Source organism: Nonomuraea sp. B208 (genome assembly GCF_057536035.1).
In genome coordinates this window covers 463635-490505 of sequence record NZ_BAAJOU010000028.1, presented here as the reverse complement: position 1 = coordinate 490505, position 26871 = coordinate 463635, and the positions used below count along the sequence as shown (strand labels likewise).

Here is a 26871-nt window from a genome sequence, read left to right as displayed (position 1 = left end):
CGTACCCCGCGTGGAGGTCCCGGAAGGGGTTGTTCGCCGAGCCGCCGCCGAGCGGCGATTAGTTGGGGCGGACCTGCGGTGAAAGGTCCTTCTCGCGCGATGAGCGGTCGGTGATCCCGTTCACCCCCTTCAGCACCTTCAGCGCCTGGTCGAGATCGTTGATCAGGGTGTCGGCCGGTTCGAGGCCGACGGACAGGCGGACGAGGCCGGCCGGGATGCCCATCGTGGCGCGTACGCTCTCCTCGGTGGACAGGGCGGGGGCGTTGACCAGGCTCTCGAAACCGCCCCAGGAGACGCCGATCCTGAAGTGCCGGAGTTTGTCGAGAAAAATCGCGACCTGATCGGTGTCGTCCGTCGCCAGCTCGATGCTGAACAGGCTGGAGAACCCCGACATCTGCCGCAGCGCGACCGCGTGCCCCGGATGCGACGGCAGTCCCGGATGGTTGACCTCCCGCACGGCGGGATGGCCGGCCAGGAACCGCGCCACCGCGAGCCCCCGCTCCTGGTGGGCCGGCATGCGGACGGGAAGAGTGCGCAGCCCCTTGATCACCTTGGCCGCGTCGTGCGGCGACATGGCGGCGCCGTAGAGCTGGTACTCGGTCAGCGCGAGCGGCCTGATGAGCCGGGACGGGCCGATGACGACGCCGCCGACCAGGTCGCTGTGGCCGCCCACGTACTTCGACAGCGAGTGCACCACCAGGTCCACGCCCAGCGTGAGCGGCTTCTGGAACAGGGGCGTGGACCAGGTGTTGTCCATCACCGTCACCAGCCCGCGCCCCCGCGCCCAGGCCGCGACCTCGGCGATGTCCACGATCGCGTACGCCATGTAGGAGGGCGACTCGAAGTAGAGTAGGCGCGTCCGCTCCTTGATAGCGCTGTCACACTCCGCGAGGTCGCTCACGTGCGTATGCGTGACCCCGAACTTCTCCAGGTAGCGCAGGAACTGCGTGGTCGGCCCGTAGACCGCGCCCAGCACCAGCACGTGGTCACCGGCCGACACCAGCGACGAGATCGTCGCCGCGATGGCGCCCATCCCCGAGCCGAAACACTTGGCCCGCTCTCCCCGCTCCAGCGCCGCCAGCTTACGCTGGGCGAGATCGACCGTCGGGTTGGTCCCCCGCCAGTAGACGTAGCGCTCGTCCTCGTTCCTGATGGCCTCGCCCAGCTCCCCCGCCGTCGCGAACGTGAACAGCGAGTTCTCGAACACCGGCGGATTGACCGCGCCCAGCGTCCACGGCTCGTCCTCGCCCAACCGGCCACAGATCCATTCGTCATCCATGCATTCGTCATCCATGGGGGCAGAGTATGACAACGCGCAAGCCGACCATGGCCGACGTCGCCAGGCACGCGGGCGTGAGCCTCAAGACCGTCTCCCGGGTGGTCAACCAGGAGCCGCACGTACGGGCCTCGTTGCAGCAGCGGGTGCAGGCGGCCATCAGCGCGCTCGGCTACCGCCGCAACGAGGCCGCCGCCCGGCTGGCGCGGGGCGCGACCATGCTGACGCTCGGCCTGGTCATGGAGAACATCTCCAACGAGTTCTACGCGCGGCTCGCGGCCGCCGTGGAGGCCGCCGCGGCCGAGCACGAGGCGCTGGTCGTCTTCGGCTCGTACGAGGAGAGCCCCGACAAGGAGCGCATGCTCATCGAGTCGATGGCGGCGCGGGGCGTCGACTCGCTCATCGTCGTCCCGTCGGCGGCCGACCACGGGTGGCTGGCCGAGCACGCGAGCCTCAGGATGGTGTTCGTGGACCGGCTGCCGCCCGGCCTCGCGACGGCCGACGTGGTCGTGCTCGACGACGAACGCGGCGGGCGGGCCTCCACCGAGCACCTGCTGGCGCACGGGCACCGGCGGGTCGCGCTGATCTCCGACGACGACGGGCTGAGCTCCGTCCACGAGCGCGCCGCCGGCTACCGCGCCGCTCTCGCGGCGGCCGGGCTGCCGGTCGACGAGGGGCTGGTCGTGCACGGGGTGTTCGACCCCTGCCGGGTCGCGGAGGAGGTGGCGCGGCTGCTCGACCTGGCCGATCCGCCGACCGCGTTCTTCGCGGCCAACAACCGGGCCGCGATCGGGATCCTGCGGGCGCTGCGGGAGCGGCCGGAGCGGCCCGCGTACGTGGGGTTCGACGACTTCGCCCTCGCCGACGTCTTCAGCCCCGGGGTGACGGTCGTCCGCTACGACGTCCCGCTGCTCGCGCGCACGGCCGTGGACCTGCTGCTGCGTCCGGCGGAGGGGGCGGCCCGGCTGGTGAAGCTGCCCGTGGAGCTGGTCCCTCGCGGCTCCGGAGAGCTCCCGCCCTCCTGAGCGTCCCGGGGTGGGATTCGGCCGCGTTCTGTCGGCGGCCCTCGCTAGTCTCGTGCCGTGCCACGCACGAACGCCGAACTCACCACCCTCCTGGAGCACCGCCCGGAGCTGGCGGCGGCTCCCTCGCTCGACGTGGTCGAACGCCTGCTGGCCCGGCCCGAGCCGGCCATCCCCGTCCTGCTCGGCCTCGACGCCGACTGCCACGTGGTCAGCCAGGCCGTCCAGGCGGCGGGCGGGGCCACGACCCGCGAGCGCCTGGCGGCGGCCCTGCACGATCCCCGGGGCCGCCTGGGCGAGGTGCTCGGCACGCTCGCCGCCCACGGCCTGCTCACCCTCGACGGCCCTTCCGTACGCTCTCCGCACCGTGGCGGGCTGTGGGCGCACCCGTTCGGGCTGGGGAGGCCGCTGCGCGAGCTGGCCGGTGAGCTGAGCGCCGAGATGCTGGCGACGCTGGTGAGCGCGCACGGCGGCCGGGCCAGGGGCCGGCGGGCGGAGCTCGCGGCCGAGGCCGGGCGGCTGCTGGCCGACGGCGCGGCGGTCCGGGCCCGCGCCGCCCGCCTTCCCCGTCAGGCGGCGGGCCTGCTGCGCACGATGGCGGCCGGGCGGCCGGTGCTGGAGAGCGAGCAGGTCTATTTCGGGGCCGGGGTTCGTACGCATCCGGTGCAACGGCTGGTCGAGGCCGGGTTCGTGGTGCGCGACGGGTGGGCGTACGAGATGCCGCGCGAGATCGGTCTCGCGCTGCGCGGCGACGGCTGGCGACCGGCGCTGACCGGGCAGCCCGGCGTTCCCGTGCGTGAGGCAGGGCCGGCCGCCGACGGGGTGGGCGCCGCCCTGCGTGCGCTCGACCTGGTCGAGGCCCTGGTCGAGCTGGCCACCGACACGCCGCTCACCGAGCTGAAGGCGGGCGGCGTCGGCACGCGGGAGCTGCGGCGGGCGGCCAAGGCGCTGGGCGTCACGGAGCAGGAGGTGACGTTGTGGCTCGACGTCGCCCACGCCGCCGCGCTGATCGCCTCCGACGGCGGCGAGCGGCTGACCGGCACCACCCTGGCCGACGACTGGCTCGCCCGCTCCCCCGCCGCCCGCTGGCGGGTGCTCGCCGCCGCCTGGCACGGGCTGCCGCAGGCGGCGACCCACCGGGTGGTGGGGTGCTGCGAGGGGCATCTGGACCCGCTGCCGCCGCCCTACGTGTTCGAGTGCGGGGCGGGGGCGATCCGCCGGGCCGTCCTGGACACGCTCCGCACCCTGCCCGAGGGCGTGGGCGCGGAGGCGTCCGGGCTGATGACGGCCGTCCACTGGCGCACCCGCGCCGCCGCCGAGTCGCCGCCGGCCGCCGAGCCCTTCGTGACGGCCGCCCTCCGCGAGGGCGGCCTCCTCGGCCTCACCACCGACGGCGCCCTCACCCACCTGGGCCGCACCTACCTCGCAACCCCCGGCGCCTCCGGCGGGGAGCCGGAGGAGCTGGCGGCGCTGTTCCCCGTGCCCGCTCTCACCGTCACCCTGCAGAACGACCTGACCGCCATCGTCACCGGCCTTCCCGCGCCCGCCCTGGCCGCCTTCCTCGGCTCGTGTGCCGACCTGGAGTCGCGTGACCGGGCGAGCGTGTGGCGTTTCTCCGAGCGGAGCGTGCGGCGGGCCCTCGACGCGGGCGGCGACGCCGAGTCCCTGCTGGCGGGCCTGGCCCGGCACAGCGCGAAGGACGTTCCGCAGGCCCTGCGCTACCTCGTCGCCGACACGGCGCGCAAGCACGGCACGCTCAAGGTCGCCGCCGCCCCGTCGGTGGTGATCGCCGCCGACGCGGTCACGCTCACCGGGCTGTGCCGCGCGAAGTCGCTGCGCAAGCTCGCCCTCCAGCAGGTCGCGCCCACCGTCGCGCTGTCCGCCCGCCCGCCCGAGGAGACCCTGCGTCTTCTCCGCGAGGCCGGGCAGGCGCCCGTGGCCCTGGCGCCCGACGGGACGATCAGGGCCGAGCCGGCCCGCCGGCCCCGGCTCACCGTCGACGCCGAGCCCGCTCCCGACCCGGCCGCCACGGCCGCCGCCATGCTCAAGGGCACCGCCACGTCCGGCACCGCCGAGGCCCTGGCCCTGGCCGCGATGACCGGCGAGCTGGTCGTCATCGTCTCCCAGCGCCGCGAGCACTACATGGACGACCTCGCGATCGCCGGCGACGCGATCACCGGCTACTGCCACGACTGCGACCGCGGCCACACCTTCGACCGGGCTCGCGTCACCAGGGCGCACCTGCCTTAGGACGAGCGGGGCCGCCAGTCGCCGCGGTTGAGGTCCAGGTTCTCGGGGGTGTGCAGGCGGACCATGACGCGCGCCACGTTCGCCGGCACCCGGTGCGGGGTCAGGAACGACACCGCCACCATCACCACGAACGCGATCGGCACCGTCCACGCCGCGGGCTGGGCCAGCAGCGCCGTCGTGAAGCCGTCGTACGGCGCCCCCGTGATCGTGGCCAGCACCGCGCCACAGGCGAGGCCGCCGCCCACGAGCAGCCCCGCCAGCGCCCCCGTCGTCGTGAGGCGGCGCCACCAGATGCCGAGCACCAGCAGCGGGCAGAACGACGAGGCCGCCACCGCGAAGGCCAGCCCCACCACGTCCGCCACCGGGAGCTGGCGCGCCCACAGCGCCAGGCCCAGCGGCACCACCACGGCCATGAGGGTGGCGATCCTGAACGAGCGCACCCCGCCCTTGAGCAGGTCCTGCGCGATCACCCCTGCCACGGACACGGTCAGCCCGGACGAGGTGGACAGGAACGCCGCGAACGCCCCGGCGGTCAGCAGCGCCGTCAGCAGCTCGCCCAGGGTGCCGCCGATCATCCGGGCGGGCAGCGTCAGCACGACCGTGTCGGTGCGGGTCAGGTCGGGGGCGTAGAGGCGGCCGAGCCAGCCGTACATGGCGGGCAGCAGGTAGAAGGCGCCGAGCAGGGAGAGCACGACGAGCGTCGTACGGCGGGCGGCCCGGCCGTCGGGGTTGGTGTAGAAGCGCACGAGCACGTGCGGCAGCCCCATGGTCCCCAGGAACGTGGCCAGGATCAGCGAGTACGTCGAGTACAGCCCGTACTCCCTGCCCCCGCTGAGCGGCGTCTGCCAGGTGACGGCGTCCGCGACGCTCACCCCGGGCGCGCCGTCCGCGCGCCAGGCCATGAGCAGGAACACCAGCGGCACGGCCAGCGCCGTCAGTTTGAGCCAGTACTGGAACGCCTGCACGAACGTGATCGACCGCATGCCGCCGGACAGCACGTTCACCGCCACGACCAGGGCCACCAGCAGCCCGCCCGCCCACGGGGGCGCGCCGGTGATCTCGCGCAGCACCAGCCCGGCGCTCTGGAACTGCGGCATCAGGTAGAGCCAGCCGATGAGCACGACCAGCACGCTCGCCGTCCTGCGCACGGTCATGGACTCCAGCCGGGCCTCGGCGAAGTCGGGCAGCGTGTACGCCCCGGAGCGCCGCAGCGGCGCGGACACCAGCACCAGCAGCACCAGGTAGCCGCCGGTCCAGCCGACCGGCAGCCACAGCATGTCCACGCCGAACGCGAGGATGAGCCCGGCGACGCCGAGGAAGGAGGCGGCCGACAGGTACTCGCCGCCGATGGCGGAGGCGTTCCAGAGCGGGCTGACCGTGCGGGAGGCGACGTAGAAGTCGGACGTGGTGCGCGAGACGCGGATGCCGAAGGCTCCGATGAGCACGGCCGCCACCACCACGACCAGTACGGCGGTGAGGCTCATCGGCGCTCGACCAGCTCGGCGAAGTGGCGTTCGTTGCGCTCGGCCTGGCGGACGTACAGCCAGGCGCCGAGGACGAAGGCGGGGTAGATGAGCCCGGCGAGCACCGCCCACGGCAGCGGCACGCCGAGCAGCTCGACCTCGCGCAGCTCGGGGATGAGCAGGAACAGCAGCGGCAGGCCGCCGACCACGCAGGCGAGGACGGTGCAGACGAACAGCGCCAGCCGGAACTGGGTGCGCAGCAGGGAGCGCATGTAGACCTCGCCGAGGCCGGTCTGCTCGTCGATCTCGCGGGTGGCCGGATAGCGGGGGCGGCGCGCGGCGGCGGTGCGCGGGCTGGTCACGGCGGTCCGCCGCGCCCGCCGGCCGGGCCGCGGCTCCTCCGGCGGCGTCCCCGGCGTTTCCCCGAGTGTCATTCCGGGCGTCCCTTCCGTGCGCGCCGGACCAGCAGGTCGCGCAGCTCCCGCGTGTGCCTGCGGCTGACCGGGATCTCGGTGCCGGCCACCCGGACCGTGCACCTGCCCGAGTCGATGTGCAGCTCGTCGATGTGTTTGACGGCCACGAGGTGGCTGCGGTGCACCCGGAGGAACCCGGCCGGGGCCCACCGTTCCTCCAGCGTGGCCAGCGGGATGCGGACGAGATGGCTGCCGGCCGCGGTGTGCAGCCGGGCGTAGTCGCCCTGCGCCTCGACGTAGATGACGTCGGCGCTGGAGACGAAGCGGGTCACCCCGCCCAGTTCGACCGGGATCGTGTCGCTCTCGCCGCCGTCGGCGGCGGGCACGTCCGCCGAGACCGCGACGCGCCGGATGGCCTCCGACAGCCGCTCCGGCCGTACCGGCTTGAGCAGGTAGTCCTCGGCCTTGATCTCGAAGGCGTCCACGGCGTGCTCCTCGTACGCCGTCACGAACACCACCCGGGGCGGGTTGGCGAACTGCGACAGCAGCCGCCCGAGCACCACCCCGTCGAGCCCGCGCATGCGGATGTCGAGGAACACCGCGTCGATCGGCCGCCCGTCGGCGATGGCGCGGTCCAGCAGCCGCAGCGCCTGCGCGCCGTCCCGCGCGGTGGCGACCTCGCCGATGCGGGGGTCGGCGCGCAGCAGGTACGACAGGTCTTCGAGGGCGGGCAGCTCGTCGTCGACCGCGAGAACCCGGAGTTGTGCCATAGACAGTGATGAAACCGACAACAAAGATCAAGGTCAACGGGCAGAGACACCCGGGTGATATTTCGGCAACCTGATGTTGACCTTGGTGCCCGCCCCTTCGCCGGTCTCGACGACGAGGCCGTACTCGTCGCCGTAGACCTGGCGCAGCCGCTCGTCGACGTTGGCCAGCCCGACGCCGCCCGCCGGGACGATCTCCCCGGCGAGGATGAGCCGCAGCCGGTCGGGGTCCATGCCGAGGCCGTCGTCCTCGACGCTGATGCGGCACTCGGCCCCGGCGTCCTCGGCGACGATCGTGATCCGGCCGACGCCGTTGCGGCTCTCCAGCCCGTGGCGTACGGCGTTCTCGACCAGCGGCTGCAGGCACAGGAACGGCACGGCGACGGGCAGCACCTCGGGCGCGATGCGGAGGGTGACCTGGAGCTGGTCGCCGAACCTGGCCCGCTCCAGGATCAGGTAGCGGTCGATGGAGCGCAGTTCCTCGGCGAGGGTGGTGAACTCGCCGTGCCGGCGGAAGGAGTAGCGGGTGAAGTCGGCGAACTCCAGCAGCAGCTCCCTGGCCCGCTCCGGGTCGGTGCGGACGAAGGAGGCGATGGTGGTGAGCGAGTTGTAGATGAAGTGGGGGGAGATCTGCGCCCGCAGCGCGCGCACCTCGGCCTCCATGAGCCGGGTGCGCGAGCGGTCGAGCTCGGCCAGTTCGAGCTGGGAGTCCACCCAGCCGGCGACCTCCTGGGCGGCGCGGACCAGCCCGGCCGAGGCGCTCTGGCTGTAGGCGATGAGCGCGCCGACCACCCGGTCGTCGGTGGTGAGCGGCACCACGACGGCCTGCCTGATCGGGCATTCGAGCAGGTCGCAATCGAGGGTGAGCACCTGGATGCGGCCGTCCTCCAGGGTGGCGGTGGCGTGCTCGAAGGCGTGCTCGGCGTGGTGGTCGTCGCCCTCGCCGTCGTAGACGAGCAGCCGCTCGGCGTCGGCGATGGCCAGGGCGGGCGAGTTGAGCAGGGCGCGCAGGTGCCGGGAGGCGCGCTCGGCGCCGTCCTCGGTGAGCCCGGCGCGCAGCGGCGGCGCGGCCAGCGAGGCGGTGTGCAGGGTCTCGAACGTGGCCCGCTCGGCCGGGCTGGTGCCCAGCTCGCGGCGGCCCCGGAGCACGCGCCAGAGCACGATCGCGGGCACGCCCACGAGCACGGCGACCACGGCGCTGCCGACGACGTACTCCACGCGGCCGAAGCCTAGCCGAGGCCGGAGCCCGAACACACAGGGCCCACGCTCACCGGACGGTCCGGCGGCTCAGAGCGCCGCCGCGACGCGGGCGGCGTACGACTCGGCCTCCTCGGCGGAGTCGTATTTGGTGCGGGGCCAGAAGAAGCCGCGCAGACCGTCCTTGCGGTGCCGGGGCACCACGTGCACGTGCAGGTGGGGGACGCTCTGGCTGATGCGGTTGTTCATGGCGACGAACGTGCCCCCGGCCTCCAGCCCCTCCTCCACGGCCCGCGCCAGGGCCTGCACCCGGGTGAAGAACGGCCCGACGTCGCCGAGGTCGGCCAGCGTCTCGGCGTGGACGCGCGGCACGACCAGCACGTGGCCCTTGAAGACCGGCCGGGCGTCGAGGAAGGCGACCGCCACGTCGTCGGCGTGCACGAGGTGAGCGGGCCGCTCGCCCGCGATGATCTCGCAGAACAGGTCTGTGCTCACGGTCCGACCCTATCGGCTCGACATTTGGCGACAGGTCGTTGCTATCTTAGGGACATGGTGTCGCTAAACGAGCGGACCCGGCAGAGCTGGCTCCCCCTCTTCGTGCTCGGCGTCGGCATGTCGATGATCATCATCGACGCGACGATCGTGAACGTGGCCGTCCCCGCGATCATGGCCGACCTGTCCTTGTCGGCGACCGACGTCGAGTGGGTCAACTCGATCTACTCGCTCACCTTCGCCGCCCTGCTGGTCCCGCTCAGCCGCACCGGCGACGCGCACGGCCGCCGGCGCATGTTCGCCTCGGGCCTGGTCGTGTTCCTGGTGGCCAGCGTGCTCGCGGCCCTGGCGGGCAGCGGCGCGCTGCTCATCGGCGCCCGCGTGCTCCAGGGCGTCGGCGCGTCGATGGTGGTGCCGATGACGCTGGCCGTCATCAACGCCCTCTACGTCGGGCCGCGCCGCACGATCGCCTTCGCCGTCTGGGGCTCGGTCATCGGCGGCATGGCCGCGCTCGGCCCGCTGCTCGGCGGCTGGCTGGTGACCGGCCACGGCTGGCGCTGGGCGTTCTGGGTGAACCTGCCCATCGGCCTGCTCGTGCTGCTCGGCACGCTCAAGGTGCCGGAGTCCAAGGACCCGGACGCCCGTGGCTGGGACGTGCCCGGCGTGCTGCTGTCCGTCATCGGCACCTCGGCGCTGGTGTTCGGGCTCATCGAGGGCCAGCGCTACGGCTGGTTCGCCCCGGCCGAGGGGCACCCGATCTCGCCCATCCCGTTCGCGTTCGCGCTGGCGGCGCTGGCGCTCACGGCGTTCACGCTGGTCGAGCGGGCGCGGGCGCGGGCCGGCCGGCCGGTGATCCTGGACCTGTCGCTGCTCGCCATCCCCTCCTTCCGTTACGGCTGCCTCACCGCGATGATCGTCACGCTCGGCGAGTTCGGCATGATCCTGGTGCTGCCGCTGTTCCTGCAGTCGGCGATGGCGTTCACCGCGTTCGAGGCCGGCCTGGTCATCGCCTCGCTGGCGCTCGGGACGTTCCTGGCCGGCGGCGTGGTGCCGAAGCTCCGGCTGACCCCGCGCCTCATCGTCCGGCTCGGCCTGGCCCTGGAGGCCGTCGGCGCGATCGCGGTCGGCCTGTCGGTCTCCCCGTCGCTCGGCCACTGGACGCTGGTGCCCTGGCTCGTCCTCTACGGCGTCGGCGTCGGCTTCGCCTCGGCCCAGCTCCCGAACCTCACGCTGGCCCAGGTGCCGCCCCGGCAGTCCGGCGTCGCCTCCGGCCTGCAGAGCGCGATCCGCCAGCTCGGCGCCGCGATCGGCATCGCCGTGCTCGGCTCGGTGCTGGTGACCGGCCTCGGCTCGGCCATGGCCGACCGCCTGCCCGCCGACCCGGCGCTCGGCAAGGCCGTGCGCGACAGCGCGGGCGCCGCCGTCGCAATGATCAAGGACCCGGCCAGGCACGCCGCCGCGGTCGCCGCGGCCGCCGACGCCACCCGCCGGGTGACCGTCTTCACCGGGCTCGTGCTGTTCGGCGGGGTCGGGGTGACGCTGCTGCTGCCCGATACTGGGGTGGGACGACGCGAGGAGGAGTGAGACAGCGGTGCCGAGGATCAGCGCGGCCACGGTGGCCGACCATCGGGCGGGCCGGCACGCCGCGCTGCTGGCGGCGGCGATGGAGATCCTGGCCGCCGAGGGCGCGGCCGGGCTCACCCCGGCCGCCGTCGGGGCCCGGGTCGGGCTGGCCCGCTCCAGCGTCTACCGCTACTTCTCCTCAACCGCCGACATCCTCGCCCAGCTCGTCGAGGACGCGATCCCGCGCTGGGCCGGCCGGCTGGCGAGCGCGGCGGCGACCGGCGACGACCTGGAGACCCGGGTGCGCGCCTACGGCACGGTGACGCTGTCGTTCGCCGCGCATCCCGACTACGCGCTGCTGCGCGCCCTGAGCGCCGTGGACCTGCCGCCCGACTGCCGCGACCGGCTCGACCAGCTCCACGAGACGATGATCGGCCCGCTGCGCGAGGTCCTGGCCGAGGCCGGGCACGACGACCCCGGCCTCGTGGCCCACCTGGGCTGGAACGTGCTCGGCGAGGGCCTGCGCCGGCTCGCCGCCGGCCCGGCCGACCCCGCCGCCGTCACCCGGACGGTGCTGGAGGTGCTGGTCCGCGGGATGTCGCCGGGCCCTCCTTCGTCACCGTGAGCGTGAAGACGGCCTCGCCCGACTCGCTGCGGCTCTGCTCGCTCTCCGGCGTCCCGCCGGTGCCGCAGCGCCAGCAGTCGTACAGCCTGACCTCGGTGGTGCCCGGCTGCTTGGCGTTGAACACGAAGTAGGTGGTGCCGCCCCCGCCGACCTGGTCGCCGTCGCCCTCGTGCTCCTGGCTGATGAACGACACCACCTTCGTGTCCGGCAGGGCCTTCAGCGACCAGCTGTCGCCCACCGACGCGTTGCCGGTCACCGCCAGCGAGAAGCGCTGCCCGCTGCGCAGCTCCACCGGCACGGTGGCGCCCTTGGCGCCCTTGACCACCGTGCCGAGGTCGCTCACCGCCGAGCCGGCCCCGCAACCGCCGCAGGCGGCGAGCAGCAGCAGGCCGAGCCCGGCGGCGGCCGTTCGAAGTGTCATTCCGGCAGGCTATCGGCCTTCGGCTCGTCGCGTGGCACGGCGTACGGCTCCCGCTCGGCCGGGCGGCCCCCGGCGATCGCGCGCTGCCGGATCAGCTCGGCGTCGAACTCCGCGCCGAGCAGCAGCGCCATGTTCGACAGCCACAGCCAGACCAGGAACACCACGATCCCGGCCAGCGCGCCGTACGTCTTGCTGTAGGACGCGAAGTTGGCGACGTACAGGGCGAACCCGCCGGAGACGATCACCCACAGCACGATCGCGAGGATGCTGCCCGGCGAGATCCAGCGCAGGCCGGGCTGGCGCACGTTCGGCGCGGCCCAGTACAGCAGCATGATCAGCCCGGCGGCGACCAGCACCATGAGCGGCCATTTGAGGATGTCCCAGGCGAGCACGGCCGCCTCGCCGAGACCGAGCGCGCGGCCGAGCGCCGCCGCGAGGTCGCCGGTGAGGGTGACGGCGATCGCGCCGACCGCCAGCAGCACGGTGGCCAGCAGGGTGAGGCCGATCCGCAGCGGGGTCGTCTTCCAGAACGGGCGGCCCTCGTCGATGTCGTAGATCGTGTTGCCGGCCCGGATGAAGGCCGCGATGTAGCCGGAGGCCGACCACAGGGCGACCACCAGGCCGACGATCGCCACGGCGCTCGCGGCGCCCGCGCCGTTCTGCGCCGCCTGGATGCTCGTCACCATCAGGTCGCGCACCTCGGCGGGCACCAGCACCATGACGCCGGAGAGCTGGGCCGCGGCGTCGCCCCGCCCCAGCAGCCCGAACACCGACACCAGCACGATCAGCGCGGGGAAGATCGACAGGACCGCGTAGTAGGTGAGCCCGGCGGCGAGGTCCTGAAGACGGTCGTTCTTGAACTCGATGATCGTCCGCTTCAGCACCGTCCACCAGGCCCGGCGGGGGAATTCGCCCGGGCCGTCGGGCACTCCGGCGGCCCGTTCCGAGGCGTCTCTGGAAACCGTCACCTACCTGCTCCCGAGTCCCATCAGGCGACGGCGCGCGGGACGACCCGTCAGGCGTCCCTTGACGACGGCGCCCTTGATGACGCCGCCCCTCGTCACGCGGCCGCTCGTCAGGCGGGCCTTCACGCGGCCCGCCGCGTCGCCCCGCACCACGCGCTCCACGAACGTGCGGCGCGCGGTCATGCGGCGCCGCGCCATCCGCCGTACGACGAGGACGGCCACGGCCCCGGCGGCCACGGCGACGAGCAGCGCGGGACGCCGCCTCGCCTCCACGGCGACGGCCTTCATCTGCTCGGGCGTGTGCTCGCCGACCTGACCGGCCATCTCGGAGGTCCTGTCCTTGATCACGACGGCGGCCTCGGAGGCGCGGGCCCTGACCGTTCCCGCGGCCTCGGACGCCCGCTCCTTCGCCACGCCCGCGGTCTCGGCCGCCCGCTCCCTCGCGACCGCGGCAGCCACTCCGGCGCGGTCCCTGGCCACCCCCGCGGCCTCGGCGGCGCGGGCCCTGAACGCCCCGGCGGCCTCGGCCGCCCGGCCCTTGGCCACCTCGGCGGCGTGGCTCGCCCTGGACTTCACGTCGGCCTTGTCCGCCAGCGCGCTGACCGTGCGGCCCAGCTGCTCGCGGGTCTCCTCGATGTCCCTGCGCACGGCGGCTCTTCCGTCGTCCTCGTCCTCGTCGGCGGCGCGCCTCCGGGTGCCGTGGGCGCGTTCGGCCCGGTGCACCTCGCGCATGGAACGTTCCTCCGTGCGCAGGCTCTCGACGGCCTCGGCCCGCTCGTCCCTGATGGGCCCTTCCGGGACGAAGGTCTCGTGGCCCTCCCGCGCGGCCTCCGCCCGCCTGGCGTTCTCCGTCGCGCCCGGCCTGGTGGGAGGCACGTTGACGGACTCAGGCTCGGTGGGGGCGCCCACGGTGGCCCGGTGCGCGCCCACGTCGCCGGCGTGCTGCTCGCTGTATCCGGGATCCGTCTCGCTCATCGATGTGCCCTCTCCTTGACCATGTCGATGTCGGCCTTGACGCTCGCGATGGTCTCCTCGGGGACCGGCGGCGTGGCCCGTTGCACCTGGTTCTTGCCGACCAGGCCCAGGACGGCGGCGACGACGAGCAGGACGACGCCCACGACGGCGGCCGCGACCCACGCGGGCATGGCCAGGGCGAGGAGCAGGATGACGGCGGCCACCAGCGCGGCGGCGCCGAAGAAGGCGGCCGTTCCGGCCGCCCCGAACAGGCCCGCGCCGAAGCCGGCGCGCTTGCCCTTCGCGGTGAGTTCCATCCTGGCCAGGCGGAGTTCGTCCTTGACCAGCCGGGAGACCTGTTCGGAAAGGTCACTGACCAGTTTCTGGGTGTCGCTCACGATCGTTCGCCTCCTCCGTCCGAGTGAGGCGACTACCCAGGCACTTGGCCTTCTATCACGCGCTATTTCCGCCTGGCGGACTTCAGCACGAGGTCAAGGACCTTCAGCACGGGATCCTTGGGCGTGTCACACCAGTTGTCGGGCTGCTTCGGCTTGCTCCACGGAGACGGCAGCTCGCACGACGGAGCCTGCGGCTTGGGTCGTTCACACCACGATCCGGGATTACTGGTCATATTTCCACTTTACGCTTTCAGGGGCCGCTTATATAAGCGCGAACGATTTCCCTGACGGGCGACGGTAATCTGCCCTGGTGCTGGTCGTACACGGGGTCTGGACGGAGGACGGGCTCGCCTTCTGGGCGGAGGACGTTGAGGGCGGCGGGCCGGCGGCACGGGCGGGCCGCGGCCCCCGCCCCCATCCCTTCGCCGCCCCGGCCGCCGCCGTCGCCGCCGCGCTCGGCCTGGACGAGCCCGCCGAGCGGACGCTGGAGCTGCTGCTCCCCGGCTCGGCCGCGGAGCCGTCGCCGTCGCCGGAGACCGGGCGGCTGGCCGAGGCCACCCGGCCCCGGCTGCGGCCGTGGCGGGTGCCGGCCGTCGTCCCGCCCGCCGCCACGGCGCTGCGCCTGCTCGCCGGACGGCCGGAGACGGCGACCCTGCGCCACTGGGCGGCGGTCGCCGACCTCGCCCGCGACCTCGTACGGCGAGGCCGCGTCCTGCCCCAGCTCGCCCTGGAGCCGGGCGGGGCGCGGGCCGTGTGGCGGCCGGTGGTCAACGGGGCCGACGGCGGCTACTTCCGCGAGCTGGCCCTCGCCATGCCGCCCGCCTGCCGGACCGCCGCCGCCGAGCGGCCGTCCGCCGGCGTGCTGCGCGCCGCCCTGGAGACGTTCGCGGACGCACTGGTCCGGCAGGCGCTCACCGAGCCGCTGGTCGCCCGCCCCGCCACCCCCCGTGACCGCTGGCTGGCGGCGCTGACCGGCCCCGACCCGTCCTGCCCCGACGTCCCCGAGCTGCGCGCCGAGCTGACCGCCTGGCACGACGCCGCCGCGACAGCCGAGGGCGCGGCCCGCGTGTGCTTCCGCCTCATGGAGCCCGCAGCGGACCCCGCGGGCGACGGGGCGGACGCCTGGCGGGTCGAGCTGGCCTTGCAGGCCGCCGACGACCCCAGCCTGTACGTCCCCGCCGCCGCCCTCTGGGCCGGAGAGCGCGCCCCCGGTCTGCCCCCGGCCCCCGAACGCGAGCTGCTGACCGGCCTCGGCCGCGCCGTCCGGCTCTACCCCGAGCTGGAGCGCGCCCTGCGGGTGCCGGAGCCGGCCGAGCTGGCCCTGGACACCGCGGGCGCGTTCGGGTTCCTGCGCCAGGCCGCGCCGCTGCTCCAGGCGGCCGGGTTCGGCGTGCAGCTCCCCCGCTGGGCGGGCCGCGCGAGGCTCGGGCTCAAGCTGACGACCAGGACCAAGACGCAGACCGCGGCCGTGAGCCAGGGGTTCGGCATGCGGGAGCTGGTCGACTTCCGCGTCGACCTGGCGGTGGGCGACGAGACGATCAGCGAGGAGGAGCTGGCCGAGCTGGCCCGGCTGAAGGTGCCGCTGGTCCGCGTACGCGGCCAGTGGGTGGAGCTGGACGACCGGCAGCTCAAGGCGGCCCTCCGCGCCGTGGAGGGCGCCCGCGCGGGCGAGGCGGCGGCGGGCGAGATCCTGGAGCTGGTGGCCCGGCACGACGGCGAGCTGCCGCTGCTGGAGGTGGACGCCGACGGCGCGCTCGGCGACCTGCTGTCCGGCCAGGCCGAGCGGCGGCTGCGGCCGATCGCCACGCCTCCGGGCCTGGACGCGGTGCTGCGCCCCTACCAGGAGCGCGGCCTCGCGTGGCTGAGCTTCCTGTCGGAGCTGGGCCTCGGCGGGGTGCTGGCCGACGACATGGGGCTGGGCAAGACCGTCACCACGCTCGCGCTGCTGGTCCACGAGGGCCGCGAACGAAAGGGGCCGCCGACGCTGCTGGTGTGCCCGATGTCGCTGATCGGCAACTGGCAGCGCGAGGCGGCCAGGTTCGCGCCGGGCCTGCGCGTCTACGTCCACCACGGGTCCGCCCGCGACGCCGCGCTCGTCGGGGACGCCGACCTGGTGATCACCACGTACGGCACCGCCCACCGCGACCTGGAGACGCTGAAGCGGCACGAGTGGCGCCGGGTGGTGTGCGACGAGGCCCAGGCCATCAAGAACAGCGGCACCCTGCAGGCCCGGGCCGTCCGCGCGATCCCGGCCGCCACCCGCCTGGCCCTCACGGGCACGCCGGTCGAGAACCACCTGGCCGAGCTCTGGTCGATCATGGAGTTCGCCAACCCGGGGCTGCTGGGGCCGCGCTCGCGGTTCCGTACGCGCTTCCAGGAGCCCATCGAGGCCCGGCAGGACGAGGAGGCCGCGCACGCGCTGCGGCGGGCGACCGGCCCGTTCATCCTGCGCCGGCTGAAGACCGACCGGTCCATCATCACCGACCTGCCGGAGAAGATGGAGGTCAAGGAGTGGTGCCCGCTCACGACCGAGCAGGCGAGCCTCTACCAGGCGGTCGTGGACGACATGCTGGCGAAGATCGACGACAGCGAGGGCATCGAGCGGCGCGGCCTGGTCCTCGCCACCATGGCCAAGCTCAAGCAGGTCTGCAACCATCCGGCCCACCTGCTGAAGGACGGCTCCCGCCTGGCGGGCCGCTCGGGCAAGCTGGCCCGGCTGGAGCAGCTCGGCGAGGAGATCCTGGCCGAGGGCGAGAAGGCGCTGGTGTTCACCCAGTACGCCGAGTTCGGCGGCCTGCTCCAGCCCTACCTGGAGCGGCGGCTGGAACGCCCGGTGCTGCTGCTGCACGGCGGCCTGCCGAAGAAGACCCGCGACCGCCTGGTGGACCGGTTCCAGAACGACCCCGAGCCGATGTTGTTCGTGCTGTCGCTCAAGGCGGCCGGCGTCGGGCTCAACCTGACGGCGGCCAACCACGTCGTGCACGTGGACCGCTGGTGGAACCCGGCCGTCGAGGACCAGGCCACCGACCGGGCCTTCCGCATCGGGCAGCGCAAGAACGTACAGGTGCGCAAGCTGATCTGCGCGGGCACCCTGGAGGAGCGCGTGGACGAGATGATCGAGCGCAAGAAGGCCCTGGCCGAGCGGGTGGTGGGCACCGGCGAGGAGTGGCTGACCGACCTGTCCACCAGCGAGCTGCGCGAGGTGTTCAGCCTCACGGGCGGCGCGGCGGAGGCGAGCTGAGATGGCCTGGTTCGACGACCACGACCACCGCGGCCCGATCCGGGTCGAGGGCGGGCTGCGGGCCCGCTCGAAGCGCGGCTCCATCGGCTCCACCTGGTGGTCGCGGCGCTTCATCGACATCCTGGAGCGCGTCTGTGACAAGGGCCGGCTGACCCGCGGCCGGGCCTACGCCCGCCAGGGCCAGGTCCTGTCGATCGACCTGGCCGCCGGGGAGGTCAGGGCGGCCGTGCAGGGCTCGCGGCCCGAGCCGTACGACGTGGTGATCAGGATCGAGGCGTTCGGCGAGCGCCGGTGGGCCGAGCTGGAGGAGGCCATCGCGGCGCAGGCCGTGCACCGGGCCCGGCTGCTGGCCGGGGAGATGCCGCCGGAGATCGAGGAGCTGTTCGCGGCGGCGGGGGCCGACCTGTTCCCGCGCGACCTGGACATGGACTGCTCGTGCCCCGACTGGGGTTTCCCGTGCAAGCACCTGTCGGCGGTGCTCTATCTGCTGGCCGAGGCGTTCGACGACGACCCGTTCCTGGTGCTGGCCTGGCGCGGGCGCACCCGCGAGCAGCTGCTGGGGTCGCTGGCCGCCGACGAGGGCTCCGGCGTGCCCGAGGTCGTGGACGTGCCGTTCGCCGAGCGGCTGGCCGACTTCTACGCCCCCGGAGCCACCGCCCATCCGCCCGAGCGCCGGCCGGCCGCCTCCCCGGCCCTGCTGCTGCGGGTCTTCCCGCCGCCCGGCGACCTGGGCCGCGTGCTCGCCCCCGCCTACGAGCGGCTGGGTAAGCGGCTGGGCGAACGGCTGGGTGACGGCCCGGCCTGACGCCCGGCGCGGGCGGTCAGCGGTCCTCGAAGGAGTCGGGCACCATCACGCGCACCCCGTTGGGCACCACGCGCAGCCTGATCGGGGTGCGCAGCCGCACCTCGCCGTCCACGTCGGCGGCCATCGGCGGATCGGTCTCCAGCAGCATCTCCCGGCCGACCACGAACGGCCCGCCCGCGAGGCTGCGCCAGCGGCCGGTGGTGGCCCGCAGCAGGGTCTCGCCGAGCAAGCGGAGCTTCTTGCCCGAGCCGAGCTGGTAGGCCACCAGCGTGCCGTTGTCGATGCTGATGTCCCTGGCCACCTGCCAGCCGCCGTGGAAGCGGCCGTTGGCGATGTTGAGCTGGTGGGTGAGCAGCTCGTGGCGCTGGCCCTCGACGGTGATGAAGGCGCGGAAGGGCCGGTGGCCGGGCAGGATCGTCAGCGCCGTCAGCGGGTAGGCGGGCCGGCCGAGCAGGCGCTTGAGCCACGGCTTGACCGTGCCCGCGACCTCCACCGACACGCCGAAGCTGGCCAGGTTGGCGAACGGCCGGTCGTCGGCCATGCCGAGGTCGATGTCGGCCACCTTGCCGGTGGCGAAGACCCGGATCGCCCCGGCCAGGTCGAGCGGCAGGCCGAGGCTGCGGGCGAAGTTGTTGGTGGTGCCGAGCGGCAGCACGCCGAGCGCCACGTCGCGGTGCGCCACGTGGCGCACGGCCGAGGAGAGGGTGCCGTCGCCGCCGCCCACGATGAGCAGGTCGGGGTCGGTCGCGAGCGCGGTGTCGAGCAGCTCGCGCAGGCGCTTGGGGTTGTAGACCGACAGCTCGACCAGGGGCTCGAAGCCCGACTCGTGGAGCTGCTCGATGACCTCGAAGTAGTGGCGGCGGCCCCGGCGCGAGCGAGTGTTGACCACCACGGCCACCCGGCGATCCCGCTGGATCGCCGCGGTGTGCTCGGCTTTGGTGCGCAAGTCGCTCATGGTCACTTATGGTAGGGCCGCCGGGAGGCCCCGGCGGCCCGCGAATTACTTCTTCGATCTACTTCTTCGGCGGGACAACCTGGACGATCGCGCCCAGGTTGCCCGGCAGCGGGCTGATCAGCTTGAACTGCACGCCGAGCGCCTTGCCCTCGTCACCGGGGTTGCCGGTGCCGAGCACCGAGCCGGCGACCGCCTGGCCGTACAGCTCGGGGGCGGGGGTGCCGTCCGCGTGCACCGCGCGGGTGCTGTAGGACTGGTCGCCCTTCGACGGCACGACCACCGAGGCGTCGAAGTCGCGGTAGGCGAGGGCGCCGTTGAGCAGCTCGATGCCCGGGTACCACGTCTTGGCGTCGGTGAAGGCGGTCACGCCCTTCTGCGCGGGGAAGTCCGTGCAGTAGGTGCTGAACGGCTCGTTCGCCGCCTCGATGCACTCCTTGAAGGGGTACGTCTTGCCGAACCCGAACGCCGCGTTCGACGTCTGCACGCGCCCCTGCAGGTTCTTGTTGGCCGTCGGGTCCTTCTCAGCCGCGACCCCGGTGCGGCGCAGCGGCTCGAAGTGGGAGTCCACGACCAGCAGGCTGCCCTTGGGGCCGAGGCTCGGCGGGAGGCGCAGGTTGTTGCCGACGGAGTTGTTGGTGTAGGTCGAGTCGCGGTACCACACCAGCAGGCCGGGCGCGTTGTACTTCACCTTCTGCACCTTCCACGACCCGTCGCGGCTGTAGTCGGTGTCGTAGGTGTAGGCCAGGCCGTTGTCGAAGCCGTCGAAGTTGCGCCACTCGGCGAGGTAGAAGCGCTGCACCTCGCGCTCGCCGTTGTTGCGGGTCCAGCCCTGGCCGCTCGTGTTGGTGAAGGTGCCGCCGGTGGCCTTCCAGCCGTTGTCGCCGCCCTCGACGTCGTCGCTCCAGACGGTCTCGCCGCCGTTGGTGAGCGCGAAGTCGTCGACGTGCCAGCCGCGCGGGGTGAAGGCCGCGTCGGTGTTGTACGTCAGGCGGAACTTGACGGTCTGCCCGGCGAACGCCGTCAGGTCGACGTAGTCGTGCCGCCACTGCTCGCCGGTGTCACCGGTGATGCCGTACTTCTTGCCGCCGAACGTCTTGAGGTTCTTGTTCGGGTCCGGGTAGCCGTCGGGCGTGGTGACCTCGTTGCCGGCCTCGTCGTACATCTTCTGCTGCGCCCAGGTCTGACCGCCGTCGGTCGAGACCTCGACGAAGCCGAAGTCCCAGTCCTGCTCGATCTCGTAGTTGTTCCACATCCACAGCCGGACGTCGGAGCCGGACGGGACGGGCAGGTCACGGGTGAGGGTGACGTTGGCCCACTCCTGGTCGAGGTTGGTCCACCAGGCGTTGGAGCCGCTGTGCGGGGTGACCATCTCCAGCGGCTCCGAGGCCAGGTTGACCCGGACGCCGTCGGCGGTCAGCTTGGGCGTGCGCGAGGACTGGCCGACGGTGACGAGCTTGGCCGCGTCGCCGGGGTCGAACGTCTTCGGGTTCGCCCAGCCGAGCACCCACTTGTCCCAGAGGCCCATGTGCGCCGGCATCGACTGGAAGATCGGGCCGGAGTGCGAGCCGCTGGACATCAGGTCCCAGAAGTCGACCGCGGAGCTGGCCGAGCCCGAGGTGTCGTACAGGTCGGGCAGGCCGAGGTCGTGGCCGTACTCGTGGGCGAAGACGCCGACGCCGGAGTCCTCGGGCTGCACGATGTAGTTGGAGATCTTCTTGTTGGTGCCGGGGACGGTGTAGCCGCCGGCGACCGCGCTGGAGTGGGCCCAGATGGCGTAGGTGCCCTCGGCGCCGCCGTCGGAGGACTTGTCCTTGCCGGCGTGCACGAGCACCAGGTGGTCGATGACGCCGTCCGGCTCCTGGAAGTTGCCGTCGCCGTCGGCGTCGGAGATGTCCTCGACGTCGTAGTCGGCCCACGGGAAGTCCGGCTGGGCCTGGGCGAGGGCGTTGACCGAGTCGATGGCGAGCTGCTGCGCGCCGACCTCGTTGCTCGGGTGGCCGGACATGTCCTGGGGCGCGCCGCCGCAGGCCGCGGCGCCGTAGTACGCCTCGGAGTGCGGGACCTTGATCCAGCCGACCGCGGAGCCGGTCACCGAGTAGGCGCCCTTGGACATCTCCTCGTACATCTTCTTCATCGTGAAGCCGGAGATGTCGATGCCGGGCTTGCCGTCGCGCGGGTCCTTGAGGTCCTTGCGCACGCGCTCGGTGATGCCCTTGTCGCTGTAGAGCATCTTGTTGAAGTGCTCGGTGCTGAAGTCCTTGACCCAGAAGGAGTTGTTGTCCAGGTGGGGCAGGGTGGCCGGGTCGGGGATGTTGTTGTGCAGCGGGCCGTTCTTCAGGGTGCCCGGCGGCTCGACGACGCAGTCGTCCGGGGCGCTGTTGACGGTCCGCAGCCGGTTGAAGCCGGAGAAGTCGTCGTTGGCCTGCTCGTTGAACTCGACGAGGACGGTCAGGAGCTTGGCCGTGCGGGTCTGCTTGCTGTTCTTGAAGATCCACTCGGCCGGGTTGCGGCCGGTTCGCAGTGCCTCCCGCTCCCGTGCGGCGAGAATGCGCCCGGCGGCCGGGTTACCGCTGCTGAACTTCCGGTCGTACTTCTGCGCCGGGGTCAGCGAGCGGGCCTTCTGGTCGGCGAGGCCCGGCTCCCGCGGCTCCCTCTCGACGGCAGGCGGGGCGTAGTTGATGTAGTGGTCCGCGGCCGTGGGCTCGTAGTGGGCGACCGAGGCCGCCTGAGCGGTGGGCACGGACAGGGCGGCGCCAAGCAGGGCGACCGCCGGAAAAGCTGCCAATAAGCGCTTAGTGCTGGGCACCAGGAACCCTTTCTGCCCGGGATCTCCGGGCGAATGGCCATAGGGCATGCAATGCCGGACGCTAGAGCTTTAATCAACGAATCGTAAAGTGCGTTGTTGAAACGTGACCAAAACACCACAATCGGAACATCAACGCTGTGGTGATCAGGTGGGAACGGGGGTTCTGCGGGGTCAGCCCTCTGTGTCCTCGCCCGGCTCCCGCTTCTCCCCCTCACGGGGGTAGTGCAGGTCGAACGCGGGCCGTTCGGAGCGGATGGGCGGGATCGCGGTGAAGTTGTGCCGGGGCGGCGGGCAGGAGGTGGCCCACTCCAGGGAGTTGGCGTACCCCCAGGGGTCGTCGAGCGTGACCTTGGGCGCCCTGCGTGCCGTCCTCCACACGTTCCAGAGGAACGGCAGCGTGGAGACGCCCAGCAGGAACGCCCCCACGGACGAGACCTCGTTGAGCGCGGTGAACCCGTCGCCGGGGCTGTAGTCGGCGTAGCGGCGGGGCATGCCGATCTGCCCCAGCCAGTGCTGCACCAGGAACGTGGTGTGGAAGCCGACGAACAGCAGCCAGAAGTGCAGCCGCCCGAGCCGGTCGTCCAGCATCCGCCCGGTCATCTTCGGCCACCAGAAGTAGAATCCGGCGAACATCGCGAACACCACCGTGCCGAAGACCACGTAGTGGAAGTGCGCCACCACGAAGTAGGTGTCGCTGATGTGGAAGTCGAGCGGCGGCGAGGCCAGGATGACGCCGGTGAGCCCGCCGAGCAGGAACGTCACGAGGAAGCCCACCGCGAACAGCATCGGCGACTCGAAGCTCAGATGACCCCGCCACATCGTGCCGATCCAGTTGAAGAACTTCACACCCGTCGGCACCGCGATGAGGAACGTCATGAACGAGAAGAACGGCAGCAACACCTGCCCGGTCGGGAACATGTGGTGCGCCCACACGGTCATCGACAGCCCGGCGATCGCGATCGTCGCCCCGACCAGCCCCATGTAGCCGAAGATGGGCTTGCGGCTGAAGACCGGGAGCACCTCGGTGATGATCCCGAAGAACGGCAGCGCGATGATGTAGACCTCGGGATGGCCGAAGAACCAGAACAGGTGCTGCCAGAGCAGCGGGCCGCCGTTGTCGGCCACGAAGACCTGGGTGCCGAGCTTGCGGTCCGACTCCAGCACCAGCAGCGCGGCGGCCAGCACCGGGAACGCCATGAGCACGAGCATGCTGGTCAGTAGCACGTTCCAGGTGAAGATCGGCATCCGGAACATCGTCATGCCGGGCGCCCGCATGCCGATGATCGTGGAGATGAAGTTCACCGCGCCGAGGATCGTGCCGAGGCCGGACAGCGCCAGCCCCATGATCCACAGGTCGCCGCCCACCTGCGGCGAGAACGTGGCCGACGCCAGCGGCGTGTACGCGAACCACCCGAAGTCGGCCGCCCCGCCGGGCGCGAAGAACCCGGCCACCGCGATGATCCCGCCGAACAGGAACAGCCAGTACGCCACCGCGTTCAGCCGGGGGAAGGCCACGTCGGGCGCGCCGATCTGCAGCGGCATCACCACGTTCGCGAAGCCCGCGAACAGCGGCGTGGCGAACAGCAGCAGCATGATCGTGCCGTGCATGGTGAACAGCTGGTTGTAGAACTGCTGGTTCACCAGCTGCATGCCGGGCTGGGCCAGCTCGGCCCGCATCACCATGGCCATGACCCCGGCCACGAGGAAGAACGCGAACGAGGTGATCAGGTAGAGATAGCCGATGACCTTGTGGTCCGTCGTCGACAGCCACGACGCGATCACCGTGCCGGTGCGGCGGCGCCTGACCTGCTCGATCGAGGTCTCGCGGACGGTCGTCATCGGCTGCTCCCTCCGGTGTGGAGTGGGGATGCCCCCGATCCCCCCATTGCACGCCATGGACGGCCGCTCGTGAAGCCGTTGGCCGACATTCGCCCCCGGCGACTTCGCACGCCGCCGATTCTTCTATCCTTGGGCGGGCACCGATCCGATCCGGAGGAGAGACTTCTCGTGACCGCACAGCGTGACTACGACGCCCTCGTCCAGCGTGGGCTCTCGCTCGACCTCACCCGGGGCAAGCCGTCACCGCGCCAGCTCGACCTCTCCGACGATCTGCTCAAACTGCCCACGAGCTACCGCGCGGCCGACGGCACCGACGGCCGCAACTACGGCAACCTCCAGGGTCTCGCCGAGCTGCGCGAGCTGTTCGCGCCGCTGCTGCAGGTGCCGGCCGGGCAGCTCGTCGTGGGCGGCAACGCCAGCCTCGCGCTCATGCACGACACCGTGGTGCACGCGCTGCTCAGCCCGGTGCCCGGCGCGGCCCGGCGGTGGGTGGAGGAGCCCGAGATCACGTTCCTGTGCCCGGTGCCCGGCTACGACCGGCACTTCACGATCTGCGAGCGCCTCGGCATCAAGATGGTGCCGGTGCCGATGACCGCCGACGGCCCCGACATGGACGTGGTCGAGCGCCTGGTCGCCGCCGACGCGAGCGTCAAGGGCATGTGGTGCGTGCCGAAGTACAGCAACCCGACCGGCGTCGTCTACAGCGACGAGACCGTCAGGCGCCTCGCCGCGATGCCCGCTGCGGCGCCCGACTTCCGCATCTTCTGGGACAACGCCTACGCGGTGCACCACCTCACCGACACCCCGGTCGAGCTGGCCGACCTGCTCGCGCTGGCCGCCGAGGCGGGCAACCCCGACCGGGTGTTCGTCTACGCCTCCACGTCCAAGGTGACGCTGGCCGGCGCGGGCGTGTCGTTCTTCGGCTCCTCGCCGGCGAACGTCGAGTGGTTCCTGCGCAACACCGCCAAGCAGTCCATCGGGCCCGACAAGATCAACCAGCTCCGGCACGTGGAGTTCCTGCGCGACCCGGCGGGCGTCGAGGCGCACATGCGCAAGCACGCCGCGCTGATCGGGCCGAAGTTCGAGCTGGTGGACAAGGTGCTCTCCGAGCGGCTCGGCGGCCTGGCGAGCTGGACCAGCCCCAAGGGCGGCTACTTCATCAGCCTGGAGGTGCCGCACGCGGCCGAGGTCGTCGCCAAGGCCAAGGCGGCGGGCATCGCGCTCACGCCGGCCGGGGCCACCCACCCCTACGGCAAGGACCCCGACGACCGGACGATCCGCATCGCGCCGACCTACCCGGACCTGGACGAGCTGGAGCAGGCCATCGAGGGCCTGACCGTCTGCGTCAGGCTGGTGGCCGAGGAGCACGGGCTCGCCTGAGCCCCGGGCTCAGCGGCTCGGGCATCAACGGCCGGGGCGGAAGCCGAAGATGTACTCGCGCGTCTCGCTCGGATGGAACGAGACGCCCACCCCGGGCTCGTAGACGACATTGTCGCGCGCGCAGTAGTAAAGGCGCTCCCACACGGCCAGGGCCTGCTCCCTGGCCGGCGCCTCCTGCGCGTCGCGCCTGCGCGCCCCGCGCGCGCCGAGCACGTTGAGCAGCCCGAACCCCCAGAACAGGCCCGTCAGGCAGAACGGCGCGAGCAGCACCTCGCCCCACTGCGGGTCCTGCCCCATCGCGATCACCAGCGAGACGACCAGATGCACCAGGGCCGCGCCGAGGAGCAGCAGATAGCCCTGGTTCCTGGTCCAGGCCGTGTAGTGGCGGCTGGGGAACGACAGCCACACCGCGAGCTGGGTGCGGCTCATCACGTGCTTGGACGCGCCGAGCACGGCGGCGGTGGGCAGGTCGGCGACCTCCCTGGCCCCGGGGAGACGGGCCCGCCCGATCTTGTACGTGGTCCCGGCGGCGACCGCTCCGGGGACCGCGACGACCTGGTCGGTCTCCGAACACACCGGGCACCTGACTTCCACCCGGGCAGTTTGTCCTTAAGGGCCGCCTTGCGCAAACCGTAGGCTGCTCCGCGTGAGACCGATTGATGCCCTGGCGCACTCCCTGTCCGAAGCCCGGGTCGTGACCGACCCCGACGTGATCGACTCCTACGCCCGGGACCGGACGTTCCTGGAGCCCGGCAGGCCGCTCGCCGTCGTCCTCGCCGCCTCCCGCGACGACGTGGTGACCACGCTGCGGTGGGCGAGCGAGCACCGGGTGCCGGTGGTGCCGCGCGGCGCGGGCACCGGCCTCGCGGGCGGGGCCGTCGCCGGGGACGGGACGATCGTGCTGTCGCTGGCCCGGATGACCGCCATCAGGGAGCTGTCACCGGCCGACGAGATCGCCGTCGCCGAGCCGGGCGTCATCACCGCCGACCTGGACCGGGCGGCCAGGGAGCACGGCCTCATGTACGCGCCGGACCCGTCGTCGTACGAGATCTCCACGATCGGCGGCAACCTGGCGACCAACGCGGGCGGGCTGCGGTGCGTCAAGTACGGCGTGACCAGGGACTCCGTGCTCGGCCTTGAGGTCGTGCTGGCCGACGGCCGGGTGCTGGAGACCGGCCGGCGCACGATGAAGGGCGTCACCGGCTACGACCTGACCGGGCTGTTCGTCGGCTCGGAGGGCACGCTCGGCGTGATCACGGCGGCCACGCTGCGGCTGCGGCCCGCGCCGGCCGGGCCGCCCGCGACGTTCGCGGCCGAGTTCGGCTCGCTGCGGGACGCGGGCGCGGCGGTGTCGGCGATCATCGCGGCGGGCTGCGCGCCGTCGCTCATGGAACTGCTCGACCGGGCCACGCTGGAGGCCATCGACGACTGGCGTCACATCGGGCTGGAGCCCGGCACGCAGGCCATGCTCATCGGCCAGTCGGACGCGGGCGACGGGCAGGCGGCGGCCCGCCGGATGGAGCGGATCTGCGCCGAGCACGGGGCCTCGTTCGTGGCGGTGTCCGCCGGCCCGGCCGAGACCGAGGAGCTGGTGGGGTTGCGGCGGCTGGCGTACCCGGCCACCGAGCGCCTCGGCGCCTGCCTGGTGGAGGACGTGTGCGTGCCACGCTCGGCGCTGCCCGACATGATCACCGCCATCGAGGCGGCCGCCGCCCGGCACGGGGTGCGCATCTGCACCGTCGCGCACGCCGGGGACGGCAACCTGCATCCCGTCTTCGTCTTCGAGCACGGCGCCGCCGAGCCGCCCCCCGAGGTGTGGGCCGCGGCGGACGAGGTGTTCACGCGGGCGCTGGAGCTGGGCGGCACGCTGACCGGGGAGCACGGGGTGGGGCTGCTCAAGCAGCGGTGGCTGGCGCTGGAGTCGGGGCCGGTGGCCGCCGACGTGCAGCGGGGCATCAAGGCCGTCTTCGACCCCCTCGGCCTGCTCAACCCGGGCAAGGCGATCCAGCAGCCGCCGCACGTCTAGAGTTTGCCAAGCC

The 26871-nt window shown here is 72.6% G+C and carries 22 protein-coding genes; 8 read left to right on the top strand and 14 right to left on the bottom strand.

Going from position 1 to position 26871, the window contains the following annotated elements; all coding sequences use genetic code 11:
- Nucleotides 1-58: 58 nt before the first annotated feature.
- Nucleotides 59-1279 (bottom strand): trans-sulfuration enzyme family protein, encoded by a 1221-nt coding sequence (locus AC27IY_RS38530; RefSeq protein ID WP_487181016.1) that lies wholly within the window; start codon nucleotides 1277-1279, stop codon nucleotides 59-61.
- Nucleotides 1280-1305: 26 nt separating this feature from the next.
- Between AC27IY_RS38530 and AC27IY_RS38525 the strand changes: the two genes are divergently transcribed.
- Together AC27IY_RS38525 and AC27IY_RS38520 are read left to right on the top strand one after the other, a co-directional pair.
- On the top strand, nucleotides 1306-2301 hold the full coding sequence (locus AC27IY_RS38525; protein WP_487181015.1) for a LacI family DNA-binding transcriptional regulator: 996 nt from the start codon (nucleotides 1306-1308) through the stop codon (nucleotides 2299-2301).
- A 57-nt stretch (nucleotides 2302-2358) separates the two neighbouring features.
- The gene (locus tag AC27IY_RS38520; RefSeq protein ID WP_487181014.1) at nucleotides 2359-4548 is read left to right on the top strand and encodes a helicase-associated domain-containing protein; all 2190 of its coding nucleotides are present in this window, start codon (nucleotides 2359-2361) and stop codon (nucleotides 4546-4548) included.
- Here AC27IY_RS38520 and AC27IY_RS38515 read toward each other — a convergent pair.
- The 5 genes from AC27IY_RS38515 to AC27IY_RS38495 all read right to left on the bottom strand — a co-directional run bounded on the left by AC27IY_RS38515 (nucleotide 4545) and on the right by AC27IY_RS38495 (nucleotide 8883).
- Nucleotides 4545-6032 carry a sodium/solute symporter gene (locus AC27IY_RS38515; protein WP_423450668.1) on the bottom strand — a complete coding sequence of 496 codons (1488 nt, stop codon included), beginning with the start codon at nucleotides 6030-6032 and terminating at the stop codon, nucleotides 4545-4547. The two genes, AC27IY_RS38520 and AC27IY_RS38515, sit on opposite strands and share 4 nt — an antisense overlap.
- Nucleotides 6029-6445 carry a hypothetical protein gene (locus AC27IY_RS38510; RefSeq protein ID WP_344211836.1) on the bottom strand — a complete coding sequence of 139 codons (417 nt, stop codon included), beginning with the start codon at nucleotides 6443-6445 and terminating at the stop codon, nucleotides 6029-6031. The genes AC27IY_RS38515 and AC27IY_RS38510 overlap by 4 nt, the downstream gene beginning before the upstream one ends.
- Complete coding sequence (locus AC27IY_RS38505; protein WP_344211838.1) at nucleotides 6442-7194, bottom strand: LytR/AlgR family response regulator transcription factor; 753 nt, start codon at nucleotides 7192-7194, stop codon at nucleotides 6442-6444. Before AC27IY_RS38505 ends, AC27IY_RS38510 begins: the two co-directional genes overlap by 4 nt.
- A 33-nt stretch (nucleotides 7195-7227) precedes the next feature.
- On the bottom strand, nucleotides 7228-8409 hold the full coding sequence (locus AC27IY_RS38500) for a sensor histidine kinase (protein WP_487181013.1): 1182 nt from the start codon (nucleotides 8407-8409) through the stop codon (nucleotides 7228-7230).
- 69 nt (nucleotides 8410-8478) lie between these two features.
- The gene (locus tag AC27IY_RS38495) at nucleotides 8479-8883 is read right to left on the bottom strand and encodes an HIT family protein (RefSeq protein WP_364444716.1); all 405 of its coding nucleotides are present in this window, start codon (nucleotides 8881-8883) and stop codon (nucleotides 8479-8481) included.
- A gap of 54 nt (nucleotides 8884-8937) precedes the next feature.
- On the opposite strand from AC27IY_RS38495, the gene AC27IY_RS38490 reads away from it, so the two are divergent.
- Nucleotides 8938-10464 carry an MFS transporter gene (locus AC27IY_RS38490; protein ID WP_487181012.1) on the top strand — a complete coding sequence of 509 codons (1527 nt, stop codon included), beginning with the start codon at nucleotides 8938-8940 and terminating at the stop codon, nucleotides 10462-10464.
- Between the two features lie 7 nt (nucleotides 10465-10471).
- Nucleotides 10472-11068, top strand: a complete 597-nt coding sequence (locus tag AC27IY_RS38485; protein ID WP_487181011.1) for a TetR/AcrR family transcriptional regulator — start codon at nucleotides 10472-10474, stop codon at nucleotides 11066-11068.
- Here AC27IY_RS38485 and AC27IY_RS38480 read toward each other — a convergent pair.
- Genes AC27IY_RS38480 through AC27IY_RS38465 form a run of 4 tightly spaced genes read right to left on the bottom strand, consistent with a single transcriptional unit; the run spans nucleotide 11004 to nucleotide 13806 of the window.
- Nucleotides 11004-11489, bottom strand: coding sequence for a protease inhibitor I42 family protein (locus tag AC27IY_RS38480; RefSeq protein ID WP_344211847.1), 486 nt, complete (start codon nucleotides 11487-11489; stop codon nucleotides 11004-11006). The two genes, AC27IY_RS38485 and AC27IY_RS38480, sit on opposite strands and share 65 nt — an antisense overlap.
- Nucleotides 11486-12457: a YihY/virulence factor BrkB family protein gene (locus tag AC27IY_RS38475; RefSeq protein ID WP_487181010.1), complete on the bottom strand. Its 972-nt coding sequence runs from the start codon at nucleotides 12455-12457 to the stop codon at nucleotides 11486-11488. Before AC27IY_RS38475 ends, AC27IY_RS38480 begins: the two co-directional genes overlap by 4 nt.
- Nucleotides 12458-13429: a DUF3618 domain-containing protein gene (locus AC27IY_RS38470; RefSeq protein WP_423450671.1), complete on the bottom strand. Its 972-nt coding sequence runs from the start codon at nucleotides 13427-13429 to the stop codon at nucleotides 12458-12460.
- Entirely contained in the window at nucleotides 13426-13806 is a 381-nt protein-coding gene (locus AC27IY_RS38465) for a phage holin family protein (RefSeq protein WP_344211853.1), read from the bottom strand. Before AC27IY_RS38465 ends, AC27IY_RS38470 begins: the two co-directional genes overlap by 4 nt.
- Before the next feature lie 310 nt (nucleotides 13807-14116).
- Between AC27IY_RS38465 and AC27IY_RS38460 the strand changes: the two genes are divergently transcribed.
- Both AC27IY_RS38460 and AC27IY_RS38455 read left to right on the top strand, forming a co-directional pair.
- Nucleotides 14117-17047, top strand: a complete 2931-nt coding sequence (locus AC27IY_RS38460) for a DEAD/DEAH box helicase (RefSeq protein ID WP_487181009.1) — start codon at nucleotides 14117-14119, stop codon at nucleotides 17045-17047.
- Between the two features lies 1 nt (nucleotide 17048).
- Complete coding sequence (locus AC27IY_RS38455; RefSeq protein WP_487181008.1) at nucleotides 17049-17852, top strand: SWIM zinc finger family protein; 804 nt, start codon at nucleotides 17049-17051, stop codon at nucleotides 17850-17852.
- Nucleotides 17853-17868: 16 nt separating this feature from the next.
- Here AC27IY_RS38455 and AC27IY_RS38450 read toward each other — a convergent pair whose 3' ends face one another.
- The 3 genes from AC27IY_RS38450 to ctaD all read right to left on the bottom strand — a co-directional run bounded on the left by AC27IY_RS38450 (nucleotide 17869) and on the right by ctaD (nucleotide 23452).
- The gene (locus AC27IY_RS38450) at nucleotides 17869-18807 is read right to left on the bottom strand and encodes a diacylglycerol/lipid kinase family protein (protein ID WP_344211859.1); all 939 of its coding nucleotides are present in this window, start codon (nucleotides 18805-18807) and stop codon (nucleotides 17869-17871) included.
- A 58-nt stretch (nucleotides 18808-18865) separates the two neighbouring features.
- Entirely contained in the window at nucleotides 18866-21613 is a 2748-nt protein-coding gene (locus tag AC27IY_RS38445; protein ID WP_487181007.1) for an immune inhibitor A domain-containing protein, read from the bottom strand.
- A 171-nt stretch (nucleotides 21614-21784) separates the two neighbouring features.
- Nucleotides 21785-23452 (bottom strand): aa3-type cytochrome oxidase subunit I, encoded by a 1668-nt coding sequence (gene ctaD / locus AC27IY_RS38440; protein ID WP_371249525.1) that lies wholly within the window; start codon nucleotides 23450-23452, stop codon nucleotides 21785-21787.
- A 168-nt stretch (nucleotides 23453-23620) separates the two neighbouring features.
- Between ctaD and AC27IY_RS38435 the strand changes: the two genes are divergently transcribed.
- Nucleotides 23621-24832, top strand: a complete 1212-nt coding sequence (locus tag AC27IY_RS38435; RefSeq protein WP_364444702.1) for an aspartate aminotransferase type Ic — start codon at nucleotides 23621-23623, stop codon at nucleotides 24830-24832.
- Between the two features lie 24 nt (nucleotides 24833-24856).
- Here AC27IY_RS38435 and AC27IY_RS38430 read toward each other — a convergent pair whose 3' ends face one another.
- The gene (locus AC27IY_RS38430; protein WP_143082318.1) at nucleotides 24857-25426 is read right to left on the bottom strand and encodes a hypothetical protein; all 570 of its coding nucleotides are present in this window, start codon (nucleotides 25424-25426) and stop codon (nucleotides 24857-24859) included.
- 52 nt (nucleotides 25427-25478) lie between these two features.
- Between AC27IY_RS38430 and AC27IY_RS38425 the strand changes: the two genes are divergently transcribed.
- On the top strand, nucleotides 25479-26858 hold the full coding sequence (locus tag AC27IY_RS38425) for an FAD-binding oxidoreductase (RefSeq protein WP_487181006.1): 1380 nt from the start codon (nucleotides 25479-25481) through the stop codon (nucleotides 26856-26858).
- Nucleotides 26859-26871 lie beyond the last annotated feature (13 nt).